Annotated in this window: 17 protein-coding genes; 11 read left to right on the top strand and 6 right to left on the bottom strand. The window is 40.4% G+C overall.

The window, feature by feature from the left end; translation table 11 throughout:
• Window positions 1-45 precede the first annotated feature (45 nt).
• From N6A79_RS00675 to N6A79_RS00630, 10 genes are all read left to right on the top strand, one after another.
• Window positions 46-1,347: an MFS transporter gene (locus N6A79_RS00675; RefSeq protein WP_268546586.1), complete on the top strand. Its 1,302-nt coding sequence runs from the start codon at window positions 46-48 to the stop codon at window positions 1,345-1,347.
• An 11-nt stretch (window positions 1,348-1,358) separates the two neighbouring features.
• A complete protein-coding gene (locus N6A79_RS00670) occupies window positions 1,359-2,543 on the top strand; it encodes a M20 aminoacylase family protein (protein ID WP_268546585.1) in 1,185 nt (394 codons plus the stop codon).
• Between the two features lie 405 nt (window positions 2,544-2,948).
• On the top strand, window positions 2,949-4,853 hold the full coding sequence (dnaK, locus tag N6A79_RS00665) for a molecular chaperone DnaK (protein ID WP_262079435.1): 1,905 nt from the start codon (window positions 2,949-2,951) through the stop codon (window positions 4,851-4,853).
• A 211-nt stretch (window positions 4,854-5,064) separates the two neighbouring features.
• Window positions 5,065-6,210 carry a molecular chaperone DnaJ gene (gene dnaJ, locus N6A79_RS00660; RefSeq protein WP_268546584.1) on the top strand — a complete coding sequence of 382 codons (1,146 nt, stop codon included), beginning with the start codon at window positions 5,065-5,067 and terminating at the stop codon, window positions 6,208-6,210.
• Between the two features lie 110 nt (window positions 6,211-6,320).
• Complete coding sequence (pdeM, locus tag N6A79_RS00655; protein ID WP_268546583.1) at window positions 6,321-6,992, top strand: ligase-associated DNA damage response endonuclease PdeM; 672 nt, start codon at window positions 6,321-6,323, stop codon at window positions 6,990-6,992.
• Window positions 6,993-7,224: 232 nt separating this feature from the next.
• Window positions 7,225-8,319, top strand: coding sequence for a ceramide glucosyltransferase (locus N6A79_RS00650; protein ID WP_268546582.1), 1,095 nt, complete (start codon window positions 7,225-7,227; stop codon window positions 8,317-8,319).
• A 177-nt stretch (window positions 8,320-8,496) separates the two neighbouring features.
• Window positions 8,497-8,946, top strand: coding sequence for an alternative ribosome rescue aminoacyl-tRNA hydrolase ArfB (gene arfB, locus N6A79_RS00645; RefSeq protein WP_268546581.1), 450 nt, complete (start codon window positions 8,497-8,499; stop codon window positions 8,944-8,946).
• Window positions 8,947-9,479: 533 nt separating this feature from the next.
• Window positions 9,480-10,244 carry a glutamine amidotransferase gene (locus N6A79_RS00640; RefSeq protein ID WP_268546580.1) on the top strand — a complete coding sequence of 255 codons (765 nt, stop codon included), beginning with the start codon at window positions 9,480-9,482 and terminating at the stop codon, window positions 10,242-10,244.
• A gap of 28 nt (window positions 10,245-10,272) precedes the next feature.
• On the top strand, window positions 10,273-10,617 hold the full coding sequence (locus N6A79_RS00635) for a hypothetical protein (RefSeq protein ID WP_268546579.1): 345 nt from the start codon (window positions 10,273-10,275) through the stop codon (window positions 10,615-10,617).
• 92 nt (window positions 10,618-10,709) lie between these two features.
• On the top strand, window positions 10,710-11,078 hold the full coding sequence (locus N6A79_RS00630; protein WP_268546578.1) for a hypothetical protein: 369 nt from the start codon (window positions 10,710-10,712) through the stop codon (window positions 11,076-11,078).
• 113 nt (window positions 11,079-11,191) lie between these two features.
• Here N6A79_RS00630 and pncB read toward each other — a convergent pair whose 3' ends face one another.
• Window positions 11,192-12,496 carry a nicotinate phosphoribosyltransferase gene (gene pncB, locus N6A79_RS00625; protein WP_268547611.1) on the bottom strand — a complete coding sequence of 435 codons (1,305 nt, stop codon included), beginning with the start codon at window positions 12,494-12,496 and terminating at the stop codon, window positions 11,192-11,194.
• A 442-nt stretch (window positions 12,497-12,938) separates the two neighbouring features.
• Between pncB and N6A79_RS00620 the strand changes: the two genes are divergently transcribed.
• Complete coding sequence (locus N6A79_RS00620; RefSeq protein WP_268546577.1) at window positions 12,939-13,913, top strand: NAD-dependent epimerase/dehydratase family protein; 975 nt, start codon at window positions 12,939-12,941, stop codon at window positions 13,911-13,913.
• Window positions 13,914-14,062: 149 nt separating this feature from the next.
• On the opposite strand, the gene N6A79_RS00615 is transcribed toward N6A79_RS00620, so the two are convergent.
• From N6A79_RS00615 to N6A79_RS00595, 5 genes are all read right to left on the bottom strand, one after another.
• The gene (locus N6A79_RS00615) at window positions 14,063-15,214 is read right to left on the bottom strand and encodes an alpha-hydroxy acid oxidase (protein ID WP_268546576.1); all 1,152 of its coding nucleotides are present in this window, start codon (window positions 15,212-15,214) and stop codon (window positions 14,063-14,065) included.
• A 29-nt stretch (window positions 15,215-15,243) separates the two neighbouring features.
• Window positions 15,244-16,065, bottom strand: coding sequence for an IclR family transcriptional regulator (locus N6A79_RS00610; protein WP_268546575.1), 822 nt, complete (start codon window positions 16,063-16,065; stop codon window positions 15,244-15,246).
• A gap of 209 nt (window positions 16,066-16,274) precedes the next feature.
• A complete protein-coding gene (gene dapA / locus N6A79_RS00605) occupies window positions 16,275-17,174 on the bottom strand; it encodes a 4-hydroxy-tetrahydrodipicolinate synthase (protein ID WP_268546574.1) in 900 nt (299 codons plus the stop codon).
• 65 nt (window positions 17,175-17,239) lie between these two features.
• Window positions 17,240-19,000, bottom strand: a complete 1,761-nt coding sequence (locus N6A79_RS00600; protein ID WP_268546573.1) for an ABC transporter permease subunit — start codon at window positions 18,998-19,000, stop codon at window positions 17,240-17,242.
• Complete coding sequence (locus N6A79_RS00595; protein ID WP_268546572.1) at window positions 18,997-20,097, bottom strand: ABC transporter ATP-binding protein; 1,101 nt, start codon at window positions 20,095-20,097, stop codon at window positions 18,997-18,999. The genes N6A79_RS00600 and N6A79_RS00595 overlap by 4 nt, the downstream gene beginning before the upstream one ends.
• Window positions 20,098-20,327: the final 230 nt, after the last annotated feature.

Below are 20,327 nucleotides of genomic sequence, written 5' to 3'. Positions count from 1 at the left end.
TATATCTTTAAATGAACTCTTAATTAAAAAAGATATTGGGGAACTATGGTACATTCCAAAAATGGAGTACAGACAACGACCAGTTCTGCGCTCAACACAAAATCTGAAAAAACCAAGCTGATTGTAGCAGCTAGTATTGGCAATTTTTTGGAAATTTTCGATTTTACCGTATATAGCTTTTTTGCTGGTATTATCGGACAAGTTTTCTTTAAATCAGAAGACTGGTTGACATCGCTTTTATTTTCGGTTGGCGTTTTTGGTGTCGGCTTTGTTATGCGTCCGCTTGGTAGCATCATGATTGGAGCTTATGCTGATCGCAAGGGCCGAAAAGCTGCTATGCTTTTGACAATTTTGTTAATGGCTTTAGGCAGTGCTTTGATTGGTTTTGCCCCGCCTGCTTCGGCTATTGGTATTATGGCACCGATTTTATTGGTCGTTGGTAGGCTATTGCAAGGATTTTCTGCCGGCGGCGAAATTGGTGCAGCAACAACATTGCTGATGGAATCGGCAGAACGTCATCAACGTGGCTTTTTTGTTAGCTGGCAATTTATCGGTCAAGGCTTAAGCTCTCTAACCGGTTCGCTCATGGCGGCTAGTCTAACAGCAGTATTATCGACGGAAGCCTTGCATAGTTGGGGTTGGCGCGTGCCTTTCATCTTCTCGTTGCTTATTATTCCTGTAGGGCTTTATATTCGTGCCCATATTAATGAAACCCTTGAAGCGGAAAGCCACACACAACAAAGCAGCCATCCCTTCGCAGTTTTGTTAGACAAGCATTTGCTACAAACTTGCCTTGGCGTTCTTTATATTTTACCTGTCACTGCGCTTATGTATATTTTGATTTTCTACATGCCAAATTATCTTAAAACAGTGACGACCATGGGAGAATCGCAGACTTTTCTGGTTACCAGCTATGCCAGTATCATTATGATAATCTTCTCAATTATTTCTGGATTTTTATGCGATAAGTTGGAACGGCGTAAGCCAGTTGCACTGATAATTTTGCTCATTGCGCTTATAGCTAGCTTTTTTGATTTTTATTTTGTTGCAACACCAACATTATTCTTCATTTTCCATACCATCGGCATTGGTTGCCTTGGCCTTCTTATGACATTTAGCGTTTTAATGATTATGGAAGCTTTTGAGCGGTCAATTCGTGCAACTGCAACGGGAGTGATCTATGCTTTTGGTGTTACTATTTTTGGCGGCACAGCACAAATCATTGTGACTTGGCTTTTAAAAATATCAGACAAAAATATCATGGCGCCATTTTGGTATCTCGGGTCAGCCCTCATTATTGGTATTATCGCAGCTTCACTGTTTCATGAAAAACGTCACAAACGATAAGGTTTTGAACTATGAGTACAAAGCAAAATTTTCCTAATATTCAAAACATCCAAGATCATATCATGCGCTTTAATGATGATATGGTTGCTATTCGCCAAGATTTGCACGCCCATCCAGAACTTGCCTATGAAGAGCATCGAACCGCAGATATTGTATCGAAATTATTGCAAAGTTGGGGCTATGAGGTTGAAACGCAAATTGGCAAAACTGGTGTTGTTGGCCAACTAAAATGCGGCAATGGCACCAAAACCATTGGTCTTCGAGCAGATTTTGACGCTCTACCGATTGAAGAGCAAACCAACCTTTCTTATTCCAGTAAAAATGCTGGAAAGATGCATGCTTGTGGCCATGATGGTCATACGGCCATGTTATTGGCGGCGGCTCGTTATTTTGCCGAAAGCAAGAATTTTGATGGCACAGTTAATCTGATTTTTCAGCCCGCAGAAGAAGGTTATGCCGGCGCAAAAGCCATGATAGATGATGGGTTATTTCAAAAATATCCATGTGATAAGATTTTTGCATTGCATAATTGGCCGGATGCGCCAATTGGCTATATGGGCAGTAAAGTGGGTACTTTCATGCCGTCTAGCGATACGGCTAAAATCATCATACACGGCAAAGGCGGTCATGGCGCATTGCCTGAAAAAGCCATTGATCCTATTGCCATTGGTGGCATGCTCATTAATGCGCTACAAACAATCGTATCACGCAATGTACCACCTTCTGAAGCGGCAGTGGTAACCATTGGTAGTTTTCATGCAGGTTTTGCCGCCAATGTTATTCCTGATAGTGCTGAAATGCTGCTGACAATACGCTGTTTCACCCCACAAACTCGTGATTTACTACAAGAGCGTATCGAAAAAATTGCAAAAACGCAGGCTGAAAGTTTTGGCGCAACAGCAGAGGTTATTTATAAGCGCGTCTACCCTCCGCTTGTTAATCATCAGGCAGAAACCGAATTTGCGCTTGACGTTGCCCAAAATGCCTTTGGTGACACAATGGTCAATCGCGATATGCCAAGAGTTTCCGGTAGTGAAGATTTTGCTTTTATGCTTGAAGAGCGTAAAGGCAGCTATTTAATGATTGGCAATGGTGAAAGTGCGCCTTTGCATAATCCCAACTATAACTTTAATGACGCACTCATCCCACTTGGTGGCAGTTATTTTGCTATGTTGGTTGAAAGCTACCTGCGTTAGGTCTTTTTAAAATTGTAAAATAATGTTGCTTGGTGTTGGTGTTTTTATTTGCAACCAACACCAAGCAAGGATTAGGAAAACGGCTGCCGATGATATAAGGATAACGGTGGCTTTTATAAACCTACACCTATATATCAATCAGTAAAATACGAGTTTTTGCTATCAATCCACTTCAAAAATGACACAGCTTGGCAAAAAAACACAAAAAATAATAAAAAAAGCAATTTTTTTGATAAAGAAGTGCAAAAACAACTCAATCCTCTCTTGCAGTAAAAAAAACCGCTCCTTATATACCCATCAACTTGTTATGTTGGAATTTATTTCAAGCCTAACAAAATTAACGATTAGGAACCACTTTACGGAACGCTTTTATAGGTCCTTGTGGTTCGCTGAATGGAGAGAAAAATGGCAAAAATTATTGGTATTGACCTTGGTACCACCAATTCATGCGTTGCTGTCATGGACGGCAAAACAGCAAAAGTAATTGAAAATGCGGAAGGTGCTCGCACCACCCCATCAATCGTTGCTTTCACCGATGGCGGTGAGCGCCTTGTTGGTCAACCTGCAAAACGTCAGGCCGTGACAAATCCAGAAGGCACAATTTTTGCGGTTAAGCGCCTTATCGGTCGTCGCTTTGATGATCCAACCGTTGCTAAGGATAAGGCACTTGTTCCTTATGCTATCGTGCGCGGTGACAATGGCGATGCTGCTGTTGAAGCAAAAGACAACACCTATTCGCCTTCACAGATTTCTGCAATGATTTTGCAGAAAATGAAAGAAACTGCTGAAGCCTATCTTGGTGAAAAAGTAGAACAAGCAGTTATTACGGTTCCTGCTTACTTTAATGACGCACAGCGTCAGGCAACCAAAGATGCTGGTAAGATTGCCGGTCTTGAAGTTCTTCGTATTATCAACGAACCAACTGCTGCAGCTCTTGCTTATGGTCTTGAGAAAAAAGACGGTAAGACCATTGCTGTTTACGATCTTGGTGGTGGTACCTTCGACGTTTCAATTTTGGAAATTGGCGATGGCGTTTTTGAAGTAAAATCAACCAATGGTGACACATTCCTTGGTGGTGAAGACTTTGACATGCGTCTTGTTTCTTACTTTGCTGATGAATTCAAAAAAGAACAAGGCATCGATCTTAAGAACGACAAGCTTGCATTACAGCGCTTGAAAGAAGCTGCTGAAAAGGCAAAGATCGAGCTTTCATCGGCTCAGCAGACTGAAATCAATCTGCCATTTATCACTGCAGACCAAACTGGTCCAAAGCACTTGACCATGAAACTTACTCGCGCCAAATTTGAATCCTTGGTGGAAGATTTCGTCAAGCGCACCATTGAACCTTGTAAGGCTGCATTAAAAGATGCTGATTTGACCGCTGCTGATATTGATGAAGTGGTTCTTGTTGGTGGTATGACTCGTATGCCAAAAATCCAAGAAGTTGTTAAAAACTTCTTTGGTAAAGATCCTCATAAGGGTGTTAACCCTGATGAAGTTGTGGCAATGGGTGCAGCCGTTCAAGCTGGCGTTATCCAAGGCGACGTAACCGATGTGTTATTGCTTGACGTTACACCACTTTCACTTGGTATTGAGACTCTTGGTGGCGTGTTTACTCGTCTTATCGACCGTAACACAACTATTCCAACCAAGAAATCTAATGTGTTCTCGACTGCTGAAGACAACCAGAATGCTGTGACTATTCGCGTATTCCAAGGTGAGCGCGAAATGGCAGCCGACAATAAGATGCTTGGCGAATTCAACCTAGTTGGTATTCCACCAGCACCACGTGGCGTTCCGCAAATTGAAGTGACATTTGATATTGATGCTAATGGTATCGTTAATGTTTCTGCAAAAGATAAAGGTACTGGTAAAGAACAGCAAGTGCGTATTCAGGCATCTGGTGGTCTTAGCGATGATGACATCGAAAAGATGGTTCGTGAAGCTGAAGAACATGCAGCAGATGACAAGAAGCGTCGTGAAATTGTTGAAGCTAAAAACCAGGCTGAAGGTCTTATCCATTCTGCAGAAAAATCTGTTGCTGATTATGGTGATAAGGTTTCTGCTGAAGATAAGGCTGCAATTGAAACCGCTATTGTTGACCTTAAGGCAGCAATGGAAGGTGATAATGCTGACGACATCCGCGCTAAGAGTGATAGGCTTACAGAAGCAAGCATGAAGCTTGGGCAAGCCATGTATGAAGCCAGTAATATGGCTGATGATCCTGAGGCTGCGGCAGATGCTGCAAGCGGCAAGGATGATGTTGTTGATGCTGATTTTGAAGAAATTGACGATAATAAGAAAAAGTAATGTAAAAATGCTTTAACGATAAAAAGCCCGGCCCACTTTAAAGCGGGTCGGGCTTTTGTCTAAAGCTCGAAATTCAAGACTATTGAGAATTTATAATGGCAATAGTTATCCTTTAAAATCTACGGCTTTGGTTCACTAAAGCCACTACCTATAATATTTTCATAAGATGTGTTCTATGGAAATGGAATAATAGAACAGGATTATTCAAGATATGAAGGTCGATTATTATGAAGTGCTGGGCGTTGCGCGTGGATGCGATGAAAAGGGGCTAAAGGCAGCCTTTCGCAAGTTAGCAATGCAATATCACCCTGATCGTAATCCCGGTGACGCAGAAGCTGAACGTAAATTCAAAGAACTTGGCGAAGCCTATGATGTGTTAAAAGACCCACAAAAACGCGCCGCTTATGACCAATATGGTCATGCTGCCTTTGAAAATGGTGGTCGTGGCTTTGGTGGCGGCGGCGGCGGTTTTGGCGGCGGCTTTGGCGGTGGCTTTGCTGATATATTTGAAGATATTTTTGGCGATATGATGGGCGGCGGCCGCCGTCGTCGTAGTGACGGCCGTGAACGAGGCGCCGATCTTAGCTATAATATGGAAGTCACACTTGAAGAAGCCTATAGCGGTAAAACTGCACAAATTCGTGTGCCAAGCCATATTGTTTGTGACGACTGCTCCGGCACTGGTGCTAAAAAAGGCACCAAACCAAAAACATGCCCAACCTGTCAAGGTGCAGGGCGTGTAAGGGCATCTCAAGGCTTTTTCTCAGTGGAACGCGCTTGCCCAACTTGTCATGGTCGCGGGGAAGTCATTGAGGATCCATGCTCTAAATGCCATGGTCAAGGCAAAGTCGAGCAAGAGCGCTCGCTTTCGGTCAATATTCCAGCCGGTATTGAAGATGGTACACGCATTCGCTTATCGAATGAAGGTGAAGCCGGATCGCGCGGTGGACCAAATGGCGATCTTTATATTTTCCTATCAGTAAAACCCCATGAGTTTTTCCAGCGTGATGGTGCCGATCTTTATTGTGCTGTCCCCATTTCAATGACCAAGGCAGCGCTTGGTGGCGAGTTTGATGTATCAACCCTCGACGGCGCACAAAATTTAGTCAAAGTGCCAGAAGGTACGCAAAACGGCAAGCAATTCCGCTTACGCGGCAAAGGCATGCCCGTCTTGCGCCAAGAGGTAAAAGGCGATCTTTATATTCAAGTAACGATTGAAACACCACAAAAGCTAACCAAGCGCCAACGTGAATTGCTACAAGAATTTGATGAATTGTCTAATCATGAAAATTCTCCGCAATCGCACGGCTTTTTCTCGCGTATGAAAGACTTTTTTGAAAACATGGGAAAAAACTAACTGAAATGCAATATCGTCAACACCATAGGTAAAGCCTATGGTGTTGAATCATTTCAAGCATTAAGCAATATATGGCTAGAAGATTTCATTGATTAAGAGGCAAATATTATTTGAGAACAGCCTTTAAAATATGCTTTTGTGGCCAAGATCTTATACTTGATGCATCGGGTGCTATATATTGGCCAAGTAAAAAATTATTAATTATTGCCGACTTACATTTTGAAAAAGGCAATGCCTTTGCACGTCAAGGTCACCTTATACCACCCCTTGACACTAAAATTACTATTGAAAAATTAGCAAAGCTATTTGCGCATTATCAACCCGAAGCAATATTAAGTCTTGGTGACAGCTTTCACGATACGCGCATATTTAATTTTATCGCACCGGACATTCGCCAATATTTGACAAGCTTATCGCAACAATTTCATTGGATTTGGATTAGCGGCAACCATGATCCATTTTTGCCAGATAATTTAAATGGCGAAATTGTTACACAAAAAAAAATTCAGACACTTACCTTTTGTCATGAACCGCAAAAGAATGGTGAAAAGGGCCAAGTTTCTGGCCATTTACACCCAGCTAAGCGGATTAAACGCTATGGCGCATCTATACGCGGCTTTTGTTTTGCTACCGATTTTTCGCGTTTGATCTTACCTGCATTGGGAGCTTATGCCGGTGGACTAGATCTTGAGCATCGTGCTTTTAACGGTCTTTTTGATGTCAAAAAATTGGTTGCATTTTTACTGCACCAAGGGGAAATATTTCCGATAAAACCACAATAATATTTTTGACAATTTATTGTTCTAAACAATATAGCTATAAATAATATGTTGGCAAAGGGTAGATTTTTATTATAAGCCTAGTAATCATTAGATCTAATTATTTGATTATACGTCTTTTAATTAAAAGCAGCTTCACAGTTTGCCAAAAATGAATTAAATAAGATTTATGATAAATAACAGTTTCGAAAACTGAGAGGAAAAAGCAAGCGTGTGGATTATAGGAACCATTTTAGTGACACTTGCAGCTTTGTGTCTATTGCTTCAAATTGTAACTTTCCTTGTTGTGGCTATTCGCTCAAAATGGCATCCCGTTAGCACAATTGAGACTTGGTATGATGAGGGTGTAACTATCTTGCGGCCAGTTGCTGGTCTTGAAAATAATTTAGAACGTACCCTTACTTCCGCCTTCACGCTAGACCACCCCAAAAAAGAAATTATTTTTTGTGTTTCGCGCGATAATGATCCAGTTATTCCCTTGGTTGAAAAACTAATGGCGCAATATCCTGATGTGCCATCACAATTATTAATTGGTGATAATCCAATTAGCCCAAATCCTAAACTAAACAACCTAATCAAAGGTTGGAAAGTCGCTCAATATGATTGGGTAGTGATGACCGATTCCAATGTATTGATGCCGCCTGATTATATTGCTCAGCTTTTTGCTCGTTTTAAAAATGATACTGGGCTTGTCGCTTCGCCGCCGCTTGGTACTGAGCCTGAAAATTTTGCTGCTGATGTAGAAGCAGCCTTCTTAAATAGCTATCAAGCACGCTGGCAATTATGTTCCGATACGCTTGGCAACGGCTTTGCACAAGGTAAGACATTATTTTGGCGGCGCGAGGTATTAGATAATGCCGGTGGTATTGAAGCCCTAGCGAGTGAAATTGCCGAAGACGCTGCCGCCACCAAGGTCGTGCGCTCACAAGGACTAAAAGTACGCCTATCTGCAATGCCTTTTGCCCAACCGCTTGGCGAAAAGCAATTTCAACCAGTATGGTCAAGGCAAGTTCGCTGGGCCAAACTGCGCCGTGACTCATTTGCCTTTTTCTTTTACATTGAAATCTTGTCAGGTAGCGTTTTTCCACTGCTATGCCTATTGCTTGCAGCATGTTTGGGGGCGGTGTCCTTCACCTCCATTCTTTGGTTTATGCTTGTTTGGTATGGCGTAGAATTCATAACCACCGCTTATGTGGGGTGGCCAATGTCCATACGGCAAGCAATTGCTATTTTTTATCGCGATATTTTATTAGTAGCAGTATGGTTTTCAGCCTTTGGCAAAGGTGGCTATCAATGGCAGGGTCATAAGGTTGATATTGGTAAAAAATAATTTTTTTTTCATTGCCAATAGATCGTAAAATCGAAAATTTATAAAACACTGGGGTCAATTGCAGTAACGCATTGTGTACATTTGCGTTTAATACCTTTTTCTGCTAAAGATGCTGCAATTTCTCCAGTCTAGCGATGGGTTGAGCCAATATAAACATGTGTTGAAGATGGTTACGTCATGGTACAAAAAATAGACTTAAGTGACGATTTCCTTTATGTAAATGAAACCATCACCATTCATAAAAGCAGTTTTGAAGAAAGCTTTATTCGCGCAAGTGGACCTGGTGGACAAAATGTCAACAAGGTCGCAACTGCGGTACAATTGCGTTTTTTCCCGCATTTAGCTGATATTTCTGCCGATATAATTGATCGCCTAATTAAACTTGCCGGCCAACGCGCCACCAAGGATGGGCAAATTTTGCTTGAAGCTGATCGCTTTCGCACACAAGAGCGCAACCGAATTGATGCACGCGAGCGTTTGGTTGATTTACTGCGAAAAGCAAGTGCGCCACCACCACCACCAAGAAAGAAAACAAGGCCAACCAAAGCCTCGGTGGAACGCCGCTTAGTCAGTAAAACGAGCCGCGGCAGCGTTAAAAAATTACGCGGCCGCGTTAAAGACGTTTAGTCTATGTTCCCTTAGCAAAGTACGGACTTTTATCAAGTTGAAGAAATTCAACCACTCAAGTGGTGTAAAAATCGGCATTAATTGGATTAAAATTTTATTTTCTTGCCTATTTTTGAACAATTTTTCGTTATTTTTATAAATTAAACTCGTTTTAATCTTTTTCCTATAGTAATAAATAGCTTATAAGATGGTTAATATATTTATTGTTTGATCAATGGCAGTTTGGAAATGTTTGCGTGGTGTTGATAGATTGTTTCTGAAATGAGAATTGACTTTGCGCCTATAGAAAGTTGATTATCGTAAGATATTTTTAAAATTGTGCAGCAATTTTATAAAAAATTTAGAAAACATCACCAGACAACAGTTAAATTGATGTGTTTCTGCTTAGCATATTTACCAAAAATAGAAAAATTTGCGGTAAATATCGCTTTAAACAATAAAGAGAGCGTCACTCTGAACCACCAGAAAAACGCTTAAGGGGTTTGCCAAAAATAATTGGCTGGTTGTAAATTATGGGTGTTGAGCGATAGATCATGTCACTGGCATATAATTTCAAATTGGATTATGATAATGAGCGGCCCTTATTAGCTAGTGGGGAAAAAGCTCCTATTTTAGTGGTTTTGCATCAGGCAAGCTCCACCGCTGGACGTGTGGGACAATTATTGCAAAAGGCTGGTTTTCCCCTTGATATTAGACGCCCTGCCCTAGGTGAGAAACTACCCAAAACCCTTGCGCATCATAGTGGTGTTGTAATTTTTGGCGGCCCTATGAGTGCCAATGATCCCCATGATTATGTACGCTATGAAACGGATTGGATTAGTGTGCCGTTGCGTGAGAATAAACCGTTTTTAGGCATTTGCCTTGGAGCGCAGTTGTTAACTCGCCATATTGGTGGCCAAATTCGCTCGCACAAGGATGGCTTGGTAGAAATTGGTTGGTATCCAATTGAAGCAACTCCTGTTGGCCAAAGCCTATTTAACTGGCCCAAAATGGTTTATCATTTTCATCTGGAAGGTTGTTTTGATCTCCCTCGTGATGCACAATTATTAGCAAGCGGCGCGAATTATCCCACCCAAGCCTTTCGCTATGGTGAAAACGCCTGGGGCGTTCAGTTCCATGCGGAGCTAACTCGCGTCATGATGCAACGCTGGGTGGTGCATGGTGCGCAGCGCTTTAATGATATGGGCGCACAAAATGGCAAATGCCATTTAGATGGCAGGTTTTTATATGATTGTGCTTTATTAACTTGGTTAAAACAAGCGCTTAACAAAATTTTTCATATTAATGAATTAGCGTAGGCTTGCAATTTTCTAAAAGAGGAAATGCATGGACATTGAACATACCCTATTTTTGATGACCACACGTCCACGAATGTTTGTTATCAATGCTTCTGGCATGTATCATTTTTATTCTGGTGTATTTTCGCAAAAACGTGAAAGTGGTATATCAAAGGATAATGAAGCTAATTTATTGGTCTGCTTTCTTGAATGGAAAAAAAAGCATTGGGAGTTAACAACCCCGAAGACCTTTTTAATTTTTATGACACTATGGAAAATGAGGACGGATTGGCCTGCATGGCGAAAGATCTTCTTTATGTTTATAAGACAATTTTACCCTCTTACATTCACCCTGCGGATCGACCTTATCAATAATTATAGTTTACGCGTTTAAAAATGTTAACTCACATTTTTAATCACCGCTAAAGAATTTTATCAAGCGGTTAATTTTATTCTCCAGTAAGACCGCTTAGAGCAGTTGATAAAATGATTGATCCCCTTAAAAACCAAAAAACTACTTACGATTTTCTAATTTCTTGTATGTTGTATACCCTAATAGATATGCAAATAAAAAATTGTATTTCTTCTGAATGCGCTGAAGATTTAATATTTTTGCCCAAATTTATTTCCTTCATTGAAAGTCGAACAGATAATAAAACCATTTTGGATATTTTAGAAAATGGACTTCTTTACACAGATTTACCAACGATTTCAGGAGAAGAAATTCTCCATAAAAACCTGATGCAAGATTTTTTAAAAGTAAAAAATTTGCTGAAAAAAATGCTGACTGAAGACCATAAGAGTTTAGAGAGCACTAAATCCCAAATAATTGATTTTAGACACCTTATCAAATAACAAAATGCCTTGCTGACATTAAAAAATAATCAGCTAGACCTATTTAAAAATACGGTCACATGCAAAGATGCTCATACCAAAATTATTTTTGCAGTTTTAATGCAAGTCAATTGCTATATTTCTACTGGGCGGTCAAGGCGATCCTTATTGCCAAAGAAATCAATATAGCGCTTAATTTCATCAGGTTCGCCAGTTGCTTTTTGCAAATTATCTGACAATTTAACAGCTGGCCTACCATTGGCATGGGTAACTTTGCACACCAATGAAATCGCTTTAAGGCCCGAAATAGCGTCCGGTGCGCAGCCAGCAAAATCATTGGTTAGGTTAGTCCCCCAACCAAAACTCATTCTTACCCGCCCATCAAAATGGCGATAGGTTTCTTCAATCGTATCAACATCCAAAGCATCAGAAAAAATCAATAATTTTTCGCGTGGGTCTTTACCATGCTCTTGCCACCACTTAATGATTTTTTCACCACCCTCGATTGGTGGCGCACTATCAGGGCGAAATCCTGTCCAATCTGCAACCCAATCAGGGGCATTGCGCAAGAATGAATCTGTGCCAAAAGCATCAGGCAGAATAATTAAGAGATTGCCGCCATAATAGCGGTTCCAATCCTGCATAACCTTATAAGGAGCAGCGCTTAACTGTTCGTCATTTTGAGCTAAAGCGGCAACCACCATCGGCAATTCATGGGCATTGGTGCCAAGAGCCTCGACATCCGTATCCATAGCTAACAGCACATTGCTAGTACCAGTAAAAGCTGTGCCAATGCCTTCTTTCAAGGCTTCCACACACCAACGCTGCCAAAGAAAGGAATGGCGGCGCCGCGTGCCAAAATCTGAAATGCGAATATCTGGCAATTTGCGTAAACGTTCAACCTTACCCCACATTTTGGCTTTGGCGCGCGCATAAAGCACATCCAAGGCAAACCGGCCAAGATTGCGCATTGCGGCACGTGAGCGCAATTCATTGATGATTGCAAGGGCAGGAATTTCCCACATGGTGGTATGGGTCCAAGGGCCAGAAAAGCGCAATTCATATTGGCCATCACGGCGGCGCAATTCATATTCGGGCAGTTGAAAATCTTGCAACCAATTTAAAAATTCTGGTTGGAAAATATGGCGGCGGCCGTAAAATGTATTACCACCAAGCCAAATCATTTCTTTTTTGCTAAAGCGCAATTGCCGTGCATGGTCAAGTTGAGCGCGTAACTCGTCTTCGTCAATTTCATCGGCCAAATGCACAGTCTTGGTGCGATTGATCAGCGAAAAGGTCACATCAACATCGCGATAAAGCCCCCAAATCATTTGCAGCATAAGCAATTTGTAAAAATCAGTATCAAGCAATGATCGAACAATCGGATCAAGCTTCCATGTATGGTTAAAAACACGTCGGGCAATATCGGTGCGAGCCATCATTCAAGAACCTTTAAACCGTCAATAGATGCATCATTGCTGCAATGCTCTATGATAATCTTTGCATATCATAGCTCAAAACCACTTTGAACCATTTATATGCTTTAGCTGCCTAGTGTTAAAGCAAGTTTAGCGACAATAAAAGTTAATTTATTGCTTTTTATTAAAAAAATTGCATTGTTTAAAATGACTGTAACTGCCAAGAGAATTTCTTTAAATATATAATAAACAGTTAAGAAAAGCTTGGATTACCCCCAAACTAAAATAGGCAAAAATCAAAGCTTGACGCAAAGACAAAAACAGTTGAAAAAGTCACGTAAAATAATGTCGCTTTAGTCAAGCAGCTTAAGAATTTGATAAAAAAATATTTATCAAAAAATAACAAAGACTGACTAAACTGCAATATTTTAATCGGCATATCTTATATGGGATTTTAATCAATATGAAAGCAATTGTAACTGGAACGGCAGGATTTATTGGATTTCATGTTGCAAAACAACTCCTTATAAATGGCTGGAGCGTGGTTGGCATTGATAATCTCAACACTTATTATGACCCAACACTAAAAGAACATCGGCTAAAATCATTGCAAAATAATAAAAATTTTCGTTTTTCTAAAGCCGATATAGCGCTGCCGGAAGAATTACAATCAGCCATATCTGATGATATGGATGCCGATATCATCATTCATTTAGCAGCACAGGCTGGGGTGCGCTATTCGATAGAAAATCCTTATAGCTATGTTCATTCAAATGTCACCGGACAGGTAACGGTTTTTGAACAAGCCCTTAAAATGCCAAAAAGCGTACCGATTATCTATGCAAGTTCCTCATCGGTCTATGGTAGCAATAAAAAGATACCTTTTAGTGAAAGCGACAGAGTTGATGGACCTGTTTCCGTTTATGCAAGTACCAAACGTGCTGGCGAACTTTTAGCCAATTCCTATCAACATATTCACGGTTTACGCAGCATAGGTTTACGCTTTTTTACAGTTTATGGCCCCTGGGGAAGACCAGACATGGCACCTTGGCTTTTTACCAATGCTATATTGCATCAAAAACCGATAAAGCTTTTTAACTATGGCGATATGATGCGCGACTTCACATATATTGATGATATTGTCGATGGTATTATTGGTGCAACAAATCGTATTTTGAATACTGAAAACACGATCGAGCCAGTTTATAATTTAGGCAATAACCAGCCGTCAAAACTTGAAGAATTTGTAAACCTTATCGAAAAGTGGACAAATAAGGCAGCAATCAAACAATATGAGCCAATGCCGGCAGCAGATGTGCCTATGACTTATGCCGATATAACATTAGCGCAACGCGATCTGAATTTTGCCCCCCAAACATCGCTTGATGATGGATTATCAAAATTTATATCTTGGTTTAAAGCTTATCACAAAATCTAAGTTCACATCTTCGCGGTGCTTCTATAATCATTTTATTGGCTAACAATAGTAGCAATGCCTTTTTGCTTGATACAGATATTATCATCGAAAATTATAATATTGGCAGCAAAGCTGCGCAATATAAACATCAAAATAAAGAATTATTAAAATCATTTTTGCGCATTACGCGACATTGGTAAATCTTCAATATTTTTGCATCCAAGCATAATCATGGTTTGCTGCAATTCTTCAATTAATAATTGAAGAATTATCATGCTACCTTTTTCATCTTGCCCCGCCAATCCCCACAATGGCGCGCGACCTAATAAAACTGCCTTTACGCCAAATGATAATAATTTGGCAATATCACTGCCACGACGTACGCCACTATCGGCAAAAATAGCTATCTTTTCGCCCATTTTATCAATAATTGGCTCAAGAACATCAATTGGGGTTACTGCACTATCAAAATTTCGGCCGCCATGGGCAGAGACAACAATGCCATCCATGCCAAGAGCCAATGCTTTTTGGGCATCATCAGGCGATAATATGCCTTTTAGGATAATTTGCCCTTTCCATGTGGTGCGTAATACTTCAACGTCACTCCAATTGAGTTTATCCTCAATGCGCAAATCTTCATTTTGGCTTACGGACATAATATTATGGCGAAATTCTTCTGGATAATGCCCATAGCTTGGCATACCATTTCTTTTATATAATTGCAGAAGAACAAAAAATAGCCAATGCGGTGCGCCCAAAACATCCAATATGGAGCGCAAAGATAGACGAAACGGAATAGAAAAGCCGTTTTTTTGATTATATTCGCGCTTTGGTGATATTGGTGTATCAACAGTTACCACCAAAGTGCTTACACCTGCGTTCCAAACTCTTTCTAAAAGTGTTTGCGTGAGTTTGCGATTGCGCCACATATAAAGCTGAAACCATAATTCAGTTTCTGCCGCATTTTGTCGAATATCTTCAATCGTGGTGACCGATTGGGTTGATACAGTAAAAGGAATGCCAAGTTTACCGGCGCTCCTTGCCAATTTTACCTCACCATCAACAGCAACGATACCCGCCAAAGCAGTAGGTGCAATAATCAGCGGAATATTATAATTTTTATTGAAATATTGGGTTGATAAATCCGGATTATCAATGCCTTGTAAAATTTTTGGGGTTAATCGTATGTTGGAAAAACTATTATGCAAATTACAAATTGCATGTTCATCTTCACTGCCACGATCAATATATTCAAATAAAAAACGCGGTAATTTTCTTTTGGCAGCCTGCCGATAATCGTGAAAGTTTAACAATTTTTTCATTTCGGCCTCAAAGAAAATATGATTAAAAATCAATAGGAATTAAACTTGGAAAACGATATGGATGTCGCAGCAACAAGCACATGGGGAACCAATTCTTTTTCAACTTGCTCAACAGTCCAACGGGTGGTTGGAACAGAAATATTAAGGCCGGCAACTGCAATACCATGTTCATCAGTAATGGCGGCAGCAAGCGAAATATCCCCCATAACTGTTTCATTGCTAATCAGCGCGTAACCTTTTTCCTTAGTTGCCAAAATACGCTCACGAATTTTTTGCGGATCGGTCAATGAATAAGGAGTAAGAGGATTAAGCACGGTTGATTGCAAAATTGCATCAAGCTCATCAATGGGACGGCGCGACAAAATAGCCGTTCCTGTCGCGGTAAAAACCGCAGGTAAACGACTACCAATAGTAATATCAACATTGACAAGATGCTGGCCTGGAAAGCGCGCAACAAAAACAACTTCATTGCCATCAAGCTCTTGCAAATTGGTTGTTTCACCAATATCGCGGCTGATTGCGAAGAGATAGGGCGAGGCCTTGTCAATCAACTCATTCGATTTAAGATAATTATAGGAAAACTGTAATATTTTTGAAGTTAGCGCATAATTTTTAGTTTGGCGCACACGCTGTAAATATCCCAAGGTTTCTAAAGTGTAAACAATACGTTGAGTGGCGCTGCGATCCAAATTAGCTAAACGGGCAATATCAGATAAAGGCAACTGTCTTTGGGGAGCATCAAAAGCATGCAGAACTCTAAATGTCTTTTCGGTAGAACCAATGAATAAAGATGAATCCCTTGGATCATTTTCAATTTCTTTTTGTTTGGAACCCGACAAGAATTTGGGCATATTTATTCTTTCAATTATTTAAAAATTAAGTGATTTTGATTTAGATGCATCTTTGTAAAAGAAGTTTATAATTTTTCAAAACCATATATTTAATTTGCAAAAAAAACAGCAACAATATTGTCAGCATATTTTAAATTAAACTGTTGATACATTAAAAACCACTCCCTGCAATTCTTATCATTACAAGGAGTGATCTATAATAGCTAAAACTATTTTTCAAAACGCTCGATTAACGCTGCATAGGTTTCTCGCAGCGAATTGGATAGGTTTAAATTTGGCTTTTCCAATGGCAAAAGCATATGGGGCGCATTAACTTTAACAAGATCGAGCACCGACTTCATCGGGCCTGGATTTGTTTCGGCAAAAGTTAAATTGAGCAAAGGAATAATTGCGCGATGAATCTCAAGTGCTTCTTGAAGACGATTAGCATTGACCAAGTCAAAAATAAGCCGCCATGCTTTTGGTAACATGGTTGCAGTTACAACAATACCACCTTTTGCACCAGCTGCCATATGTAATGGGAAAAGACTATCCTCACCACTTAAAACCGAAAAATTATCACTAACCCCGGCGACAACCTGTAAAAAATGATACATGTCGGTGTTACATGCCTTCATGCCAATAATATTTTGATGATGGGATAATTTGTGAATAATTTCCGGATTAATGGCGATACGTGTACGATAAGGAATTTCGTAAATTAAAACAGGAATAGGGGAAGCATCTGCATAACGCGAATAATAATCATAAAGTCCGGTTTGAGTTGGATTGGTATAATAAGGCGTCACCACTAAAAGTGCATCAGCACCAGCACTTGCAAGATCTTTTCCTGCAGCAATCGCATCATAATAACCAGCATCTAAAACCCCAGCAATAACTGGTTTTTTACCTTCAACTGCATTTTTTGATAATTCGACAAATTTTAGCCGCTCAGCACGCGCCAGTGAACCATATTCACCCGTTCCGCCAATAGGTAAAACGCCATCAATACCTTGCTGTAATAGCCACGAAAACAAAGCTTTTGATGCATCAATATTAATTGTGTCATCATTATTAAGCGGTGTTGGAATTGCAGGGATAATACCCTTTAGGTCATGTGAAGTTAACATAATAATTCTTTCCAGAAGATATGCCAAACATCGATGAGAATGTCACAAATGTTTGGCAATTAAGTTTAACGATTAAGACTACGTTGGCGTAATTTGTCGGCAACGAAAATTAAAATAGCGATGAAAATCAAAAGTCCGCTTGATACGGCTGCGATTACCGGTGACACCGATAGGGTAACTTCATCCCAGAATTGCTTAGGCAAGGTGGTCGTAACGCCGCCAGTTGAAAATAGCGCAATGGTAAGTTCATCAAATGATGTTGCAAAAGCAAACAGGAATGAGGAAAACATGCCAGCGCCTAAAATTGGAAATGTTACTTTCCTCAATGCCTTCCATGGTGTCGCGCCAAGACTTTGTGCGGCAAGATCTAATCTTACATCATAATTGCGCAGCACTGCCATCATCGTCATAACCACATAAGGAACCGCCACCACGGTATGACCGATAACCAAACCAAGAATAGTACCAACAATGCCAAGCTGAGCGAAAACATAAAATAAGCCAACAGCAACAATAATGCGCGGTACAATAATTGGCGACAAGATAAAGGCTAACATAATGCTTTTACCGCGCATTTGATGGCGCACCATTAAAAACGCAGTTGGTACACCAATAAGCATTGATAAAATACCTGTGCCGGTTGCGATGATGATCGAGCGCCAGATAGCTTGCATCCAAATTGGTGACTGCCAAATGGCCTCATACCATTTTAAAGTAAAACCGGTTGGCGGCCATGACAAATTGGCAGTACTAAATGATAGAGGAATCATCAAAAAGGCTGGCAAACTGATAACCACTAATAATACCCATACAAAGCTACGAATACCGACTGAAGCTTGCTCATTTTCCTGCTGTTTGCGGTTGGGGAAGATTTTTAGGATAAAATCGGTTGCATCACCAATATAGGAAAGTACGCGATTACCCAAAATGCGAAAAATCGAGTTTCGCTTATGCGTTGTCGTTGCACTCTCGCCAGTTAAGCTTTGAAAGCCAAAAATGCGGTCATAAACCATAAAGATGACCACAACCACAAGGAGAAGGAAAACAGAAATTGCTGCAGCTAATTCCCAATTTAATGTTTGCTGTACTTGATCGATAATAAGCTGGGTAATCATTGTATCACGTCTACCGCCAAGCAAGGCTGGTACAATAAAAAAGCCAATTGCGGTGACAAAAACCATGATGCTTGCCGCAGCAACGCCCGGCATGGATAAGGGAAAATAAATTGTCCAGAATGATTTTCCAGGCTTTGCCCCCAATGTGCCTGCGGCGCGCGGCAAATTACGATCGATATTTTCCATCACCGATAGCATAGTCATAATCGCCAATGGGATCATGGCATGAACCATACCAATAAGAACTGAATTAAAGCCATAAAGTAGGTTAAGCGGCTTATCGATAATACCAAAGCCGATTAATGTATTATTGATAACGCCATTGCGCCCCAAAATAACCACCCATGCAAAGGCACGCACAAGAAAACTTGTCCAAAAAGCTAACAAAACCCAAAATATCAAACGCGCTTTGGTTTTTTCTTTAGCACGGGAAATTGTATAGGCTACCGGATAACCCAAAATAATTGCAATGACTGTGGTGAAAAACGCAATCTTTAGCGTGATCCACATAACATTCATGTACAAAGACGATGAAAAAATTTGCTGATAAGGGGCGAGAGTGAAGCCATCTTTGCCCCAAACACTCAAAAAGAGTAGCTGGAAAACTGGATAAAGCAAAAAGACCGACAATAAAATAATAATCGGTGCCACCATTAAAAGCGGCTTTAGCCATTTATTTTGTGCTTTGGCATGACTTGGTGATGTGCTCATTTGCGTTCCTCACTATTTGGAAGAACAACACTGTCACTCACATCCCAACTTAAATAAATTATATCATTTGGCTTATATTGTTCACTTTGATTGCGTGTCACAAAAGAAGCAACAACTTGGTTACCTCCCTCAATCTGCGTATTAACATAAAGCTTAGTCAAACTGCCGGTTACCATAACATCAAAAATACTTGCCTTAATGCTATTTTCACTCGGCTGATGAGAGATAATCATATTTTGTGGGCGGATCATGATATTGACTGATTTATCATTCGAAAAATCTACATTATTGCGCATGGCACGCACATTTATCGTGGTTCCAGCCAATTGCAGAGTGCATTCTTCGCCATGATCGCCTTTCATTTGCGCTTTAAATATATTGGATTCACCCAAAAATTGTGCGGTAAACAAGGATTGCGGCCGGAAGTATAAATCAGCAGGCGTACCCAATTGCTCAATGGCACCAGCATTCATCAAACAAATGCGATCTGACATGGTCATCGCTTCTTCCTGATCATGAGTGACATAGACAATAGTTGTACCCATTTCACGGTGAAGTTGTTTAATCTCAATTTGCATATGTTCGCGCAAATTTTTATCAAGCGCGCCTAAAGGCTCATCCATCAAAATAATAGATGGTTTGTAAACCATGCAGCGCGCTAATGCGATGCGCTGCTGTTGTCCGCCAGATAGCTCTTTAGGGTAACGCTGCGCAACTTGCGGCAAGCGTACCATTTCCAAAGCTTCTAACGCCATGGACTTTGCTTTATCATTGGGAGTTTTTCGCATCTGCAATGGAAAAGCGATATTTTCTACAATCGTCATATGCGGGAAAAGCGCATAATTTTGAAAAACAACCCCCAAATCACGCGCATGGGGCGGCGCAAAGGTCATATCGCGCTCACCGGCTAGAACTGAACCGCTATCAGGTGTGGTGAGGCCTGAAATCAAATTTAAAAGTGTTGTTTTACCAGAACCAGAAGGACCAAGAAGGGTTAAAAACTCGCCTTCGGGTACATCAAGATCAGTTGGTGCCAAAGCGATAAAATTACCATATGTTTTTTTGAGCTGTCTGATGGTTAAACTAGATGATCCCATATCGCTCTCCTCTTAAATTTTTGTTTGTTTCATGAATTAATTGGGTTTTACGGGTAAAATGGGTTTTAGGGGCAAATTGAACGACTTTTGAAATTTTTTAAAATGCTCGTGTTTTAAATCATTCATCAATCGACATTTTTAGCCATTTAAAAACAAAGCAACCCTGTTCAAAAGCCCCAAAGGGCTTTTGAGTGATTAAAATGGCTTTATCTATTGTTGATTAAGCAGGC

Source organism: Bartonella sp. HY761 (assembly GCF_026743145.1).
Classification (GTDB): domain Bacteria; phylum Pseudomonadota; class Alphaproteobacteria; order Rhizobiales; family Rhizobiaceae; genus HY038.
The sequence above is the reverse complement of the archived record's forward strand: the minus strand, read 5'-3'. Positions and strand labels throughout refer to the sequence as shown.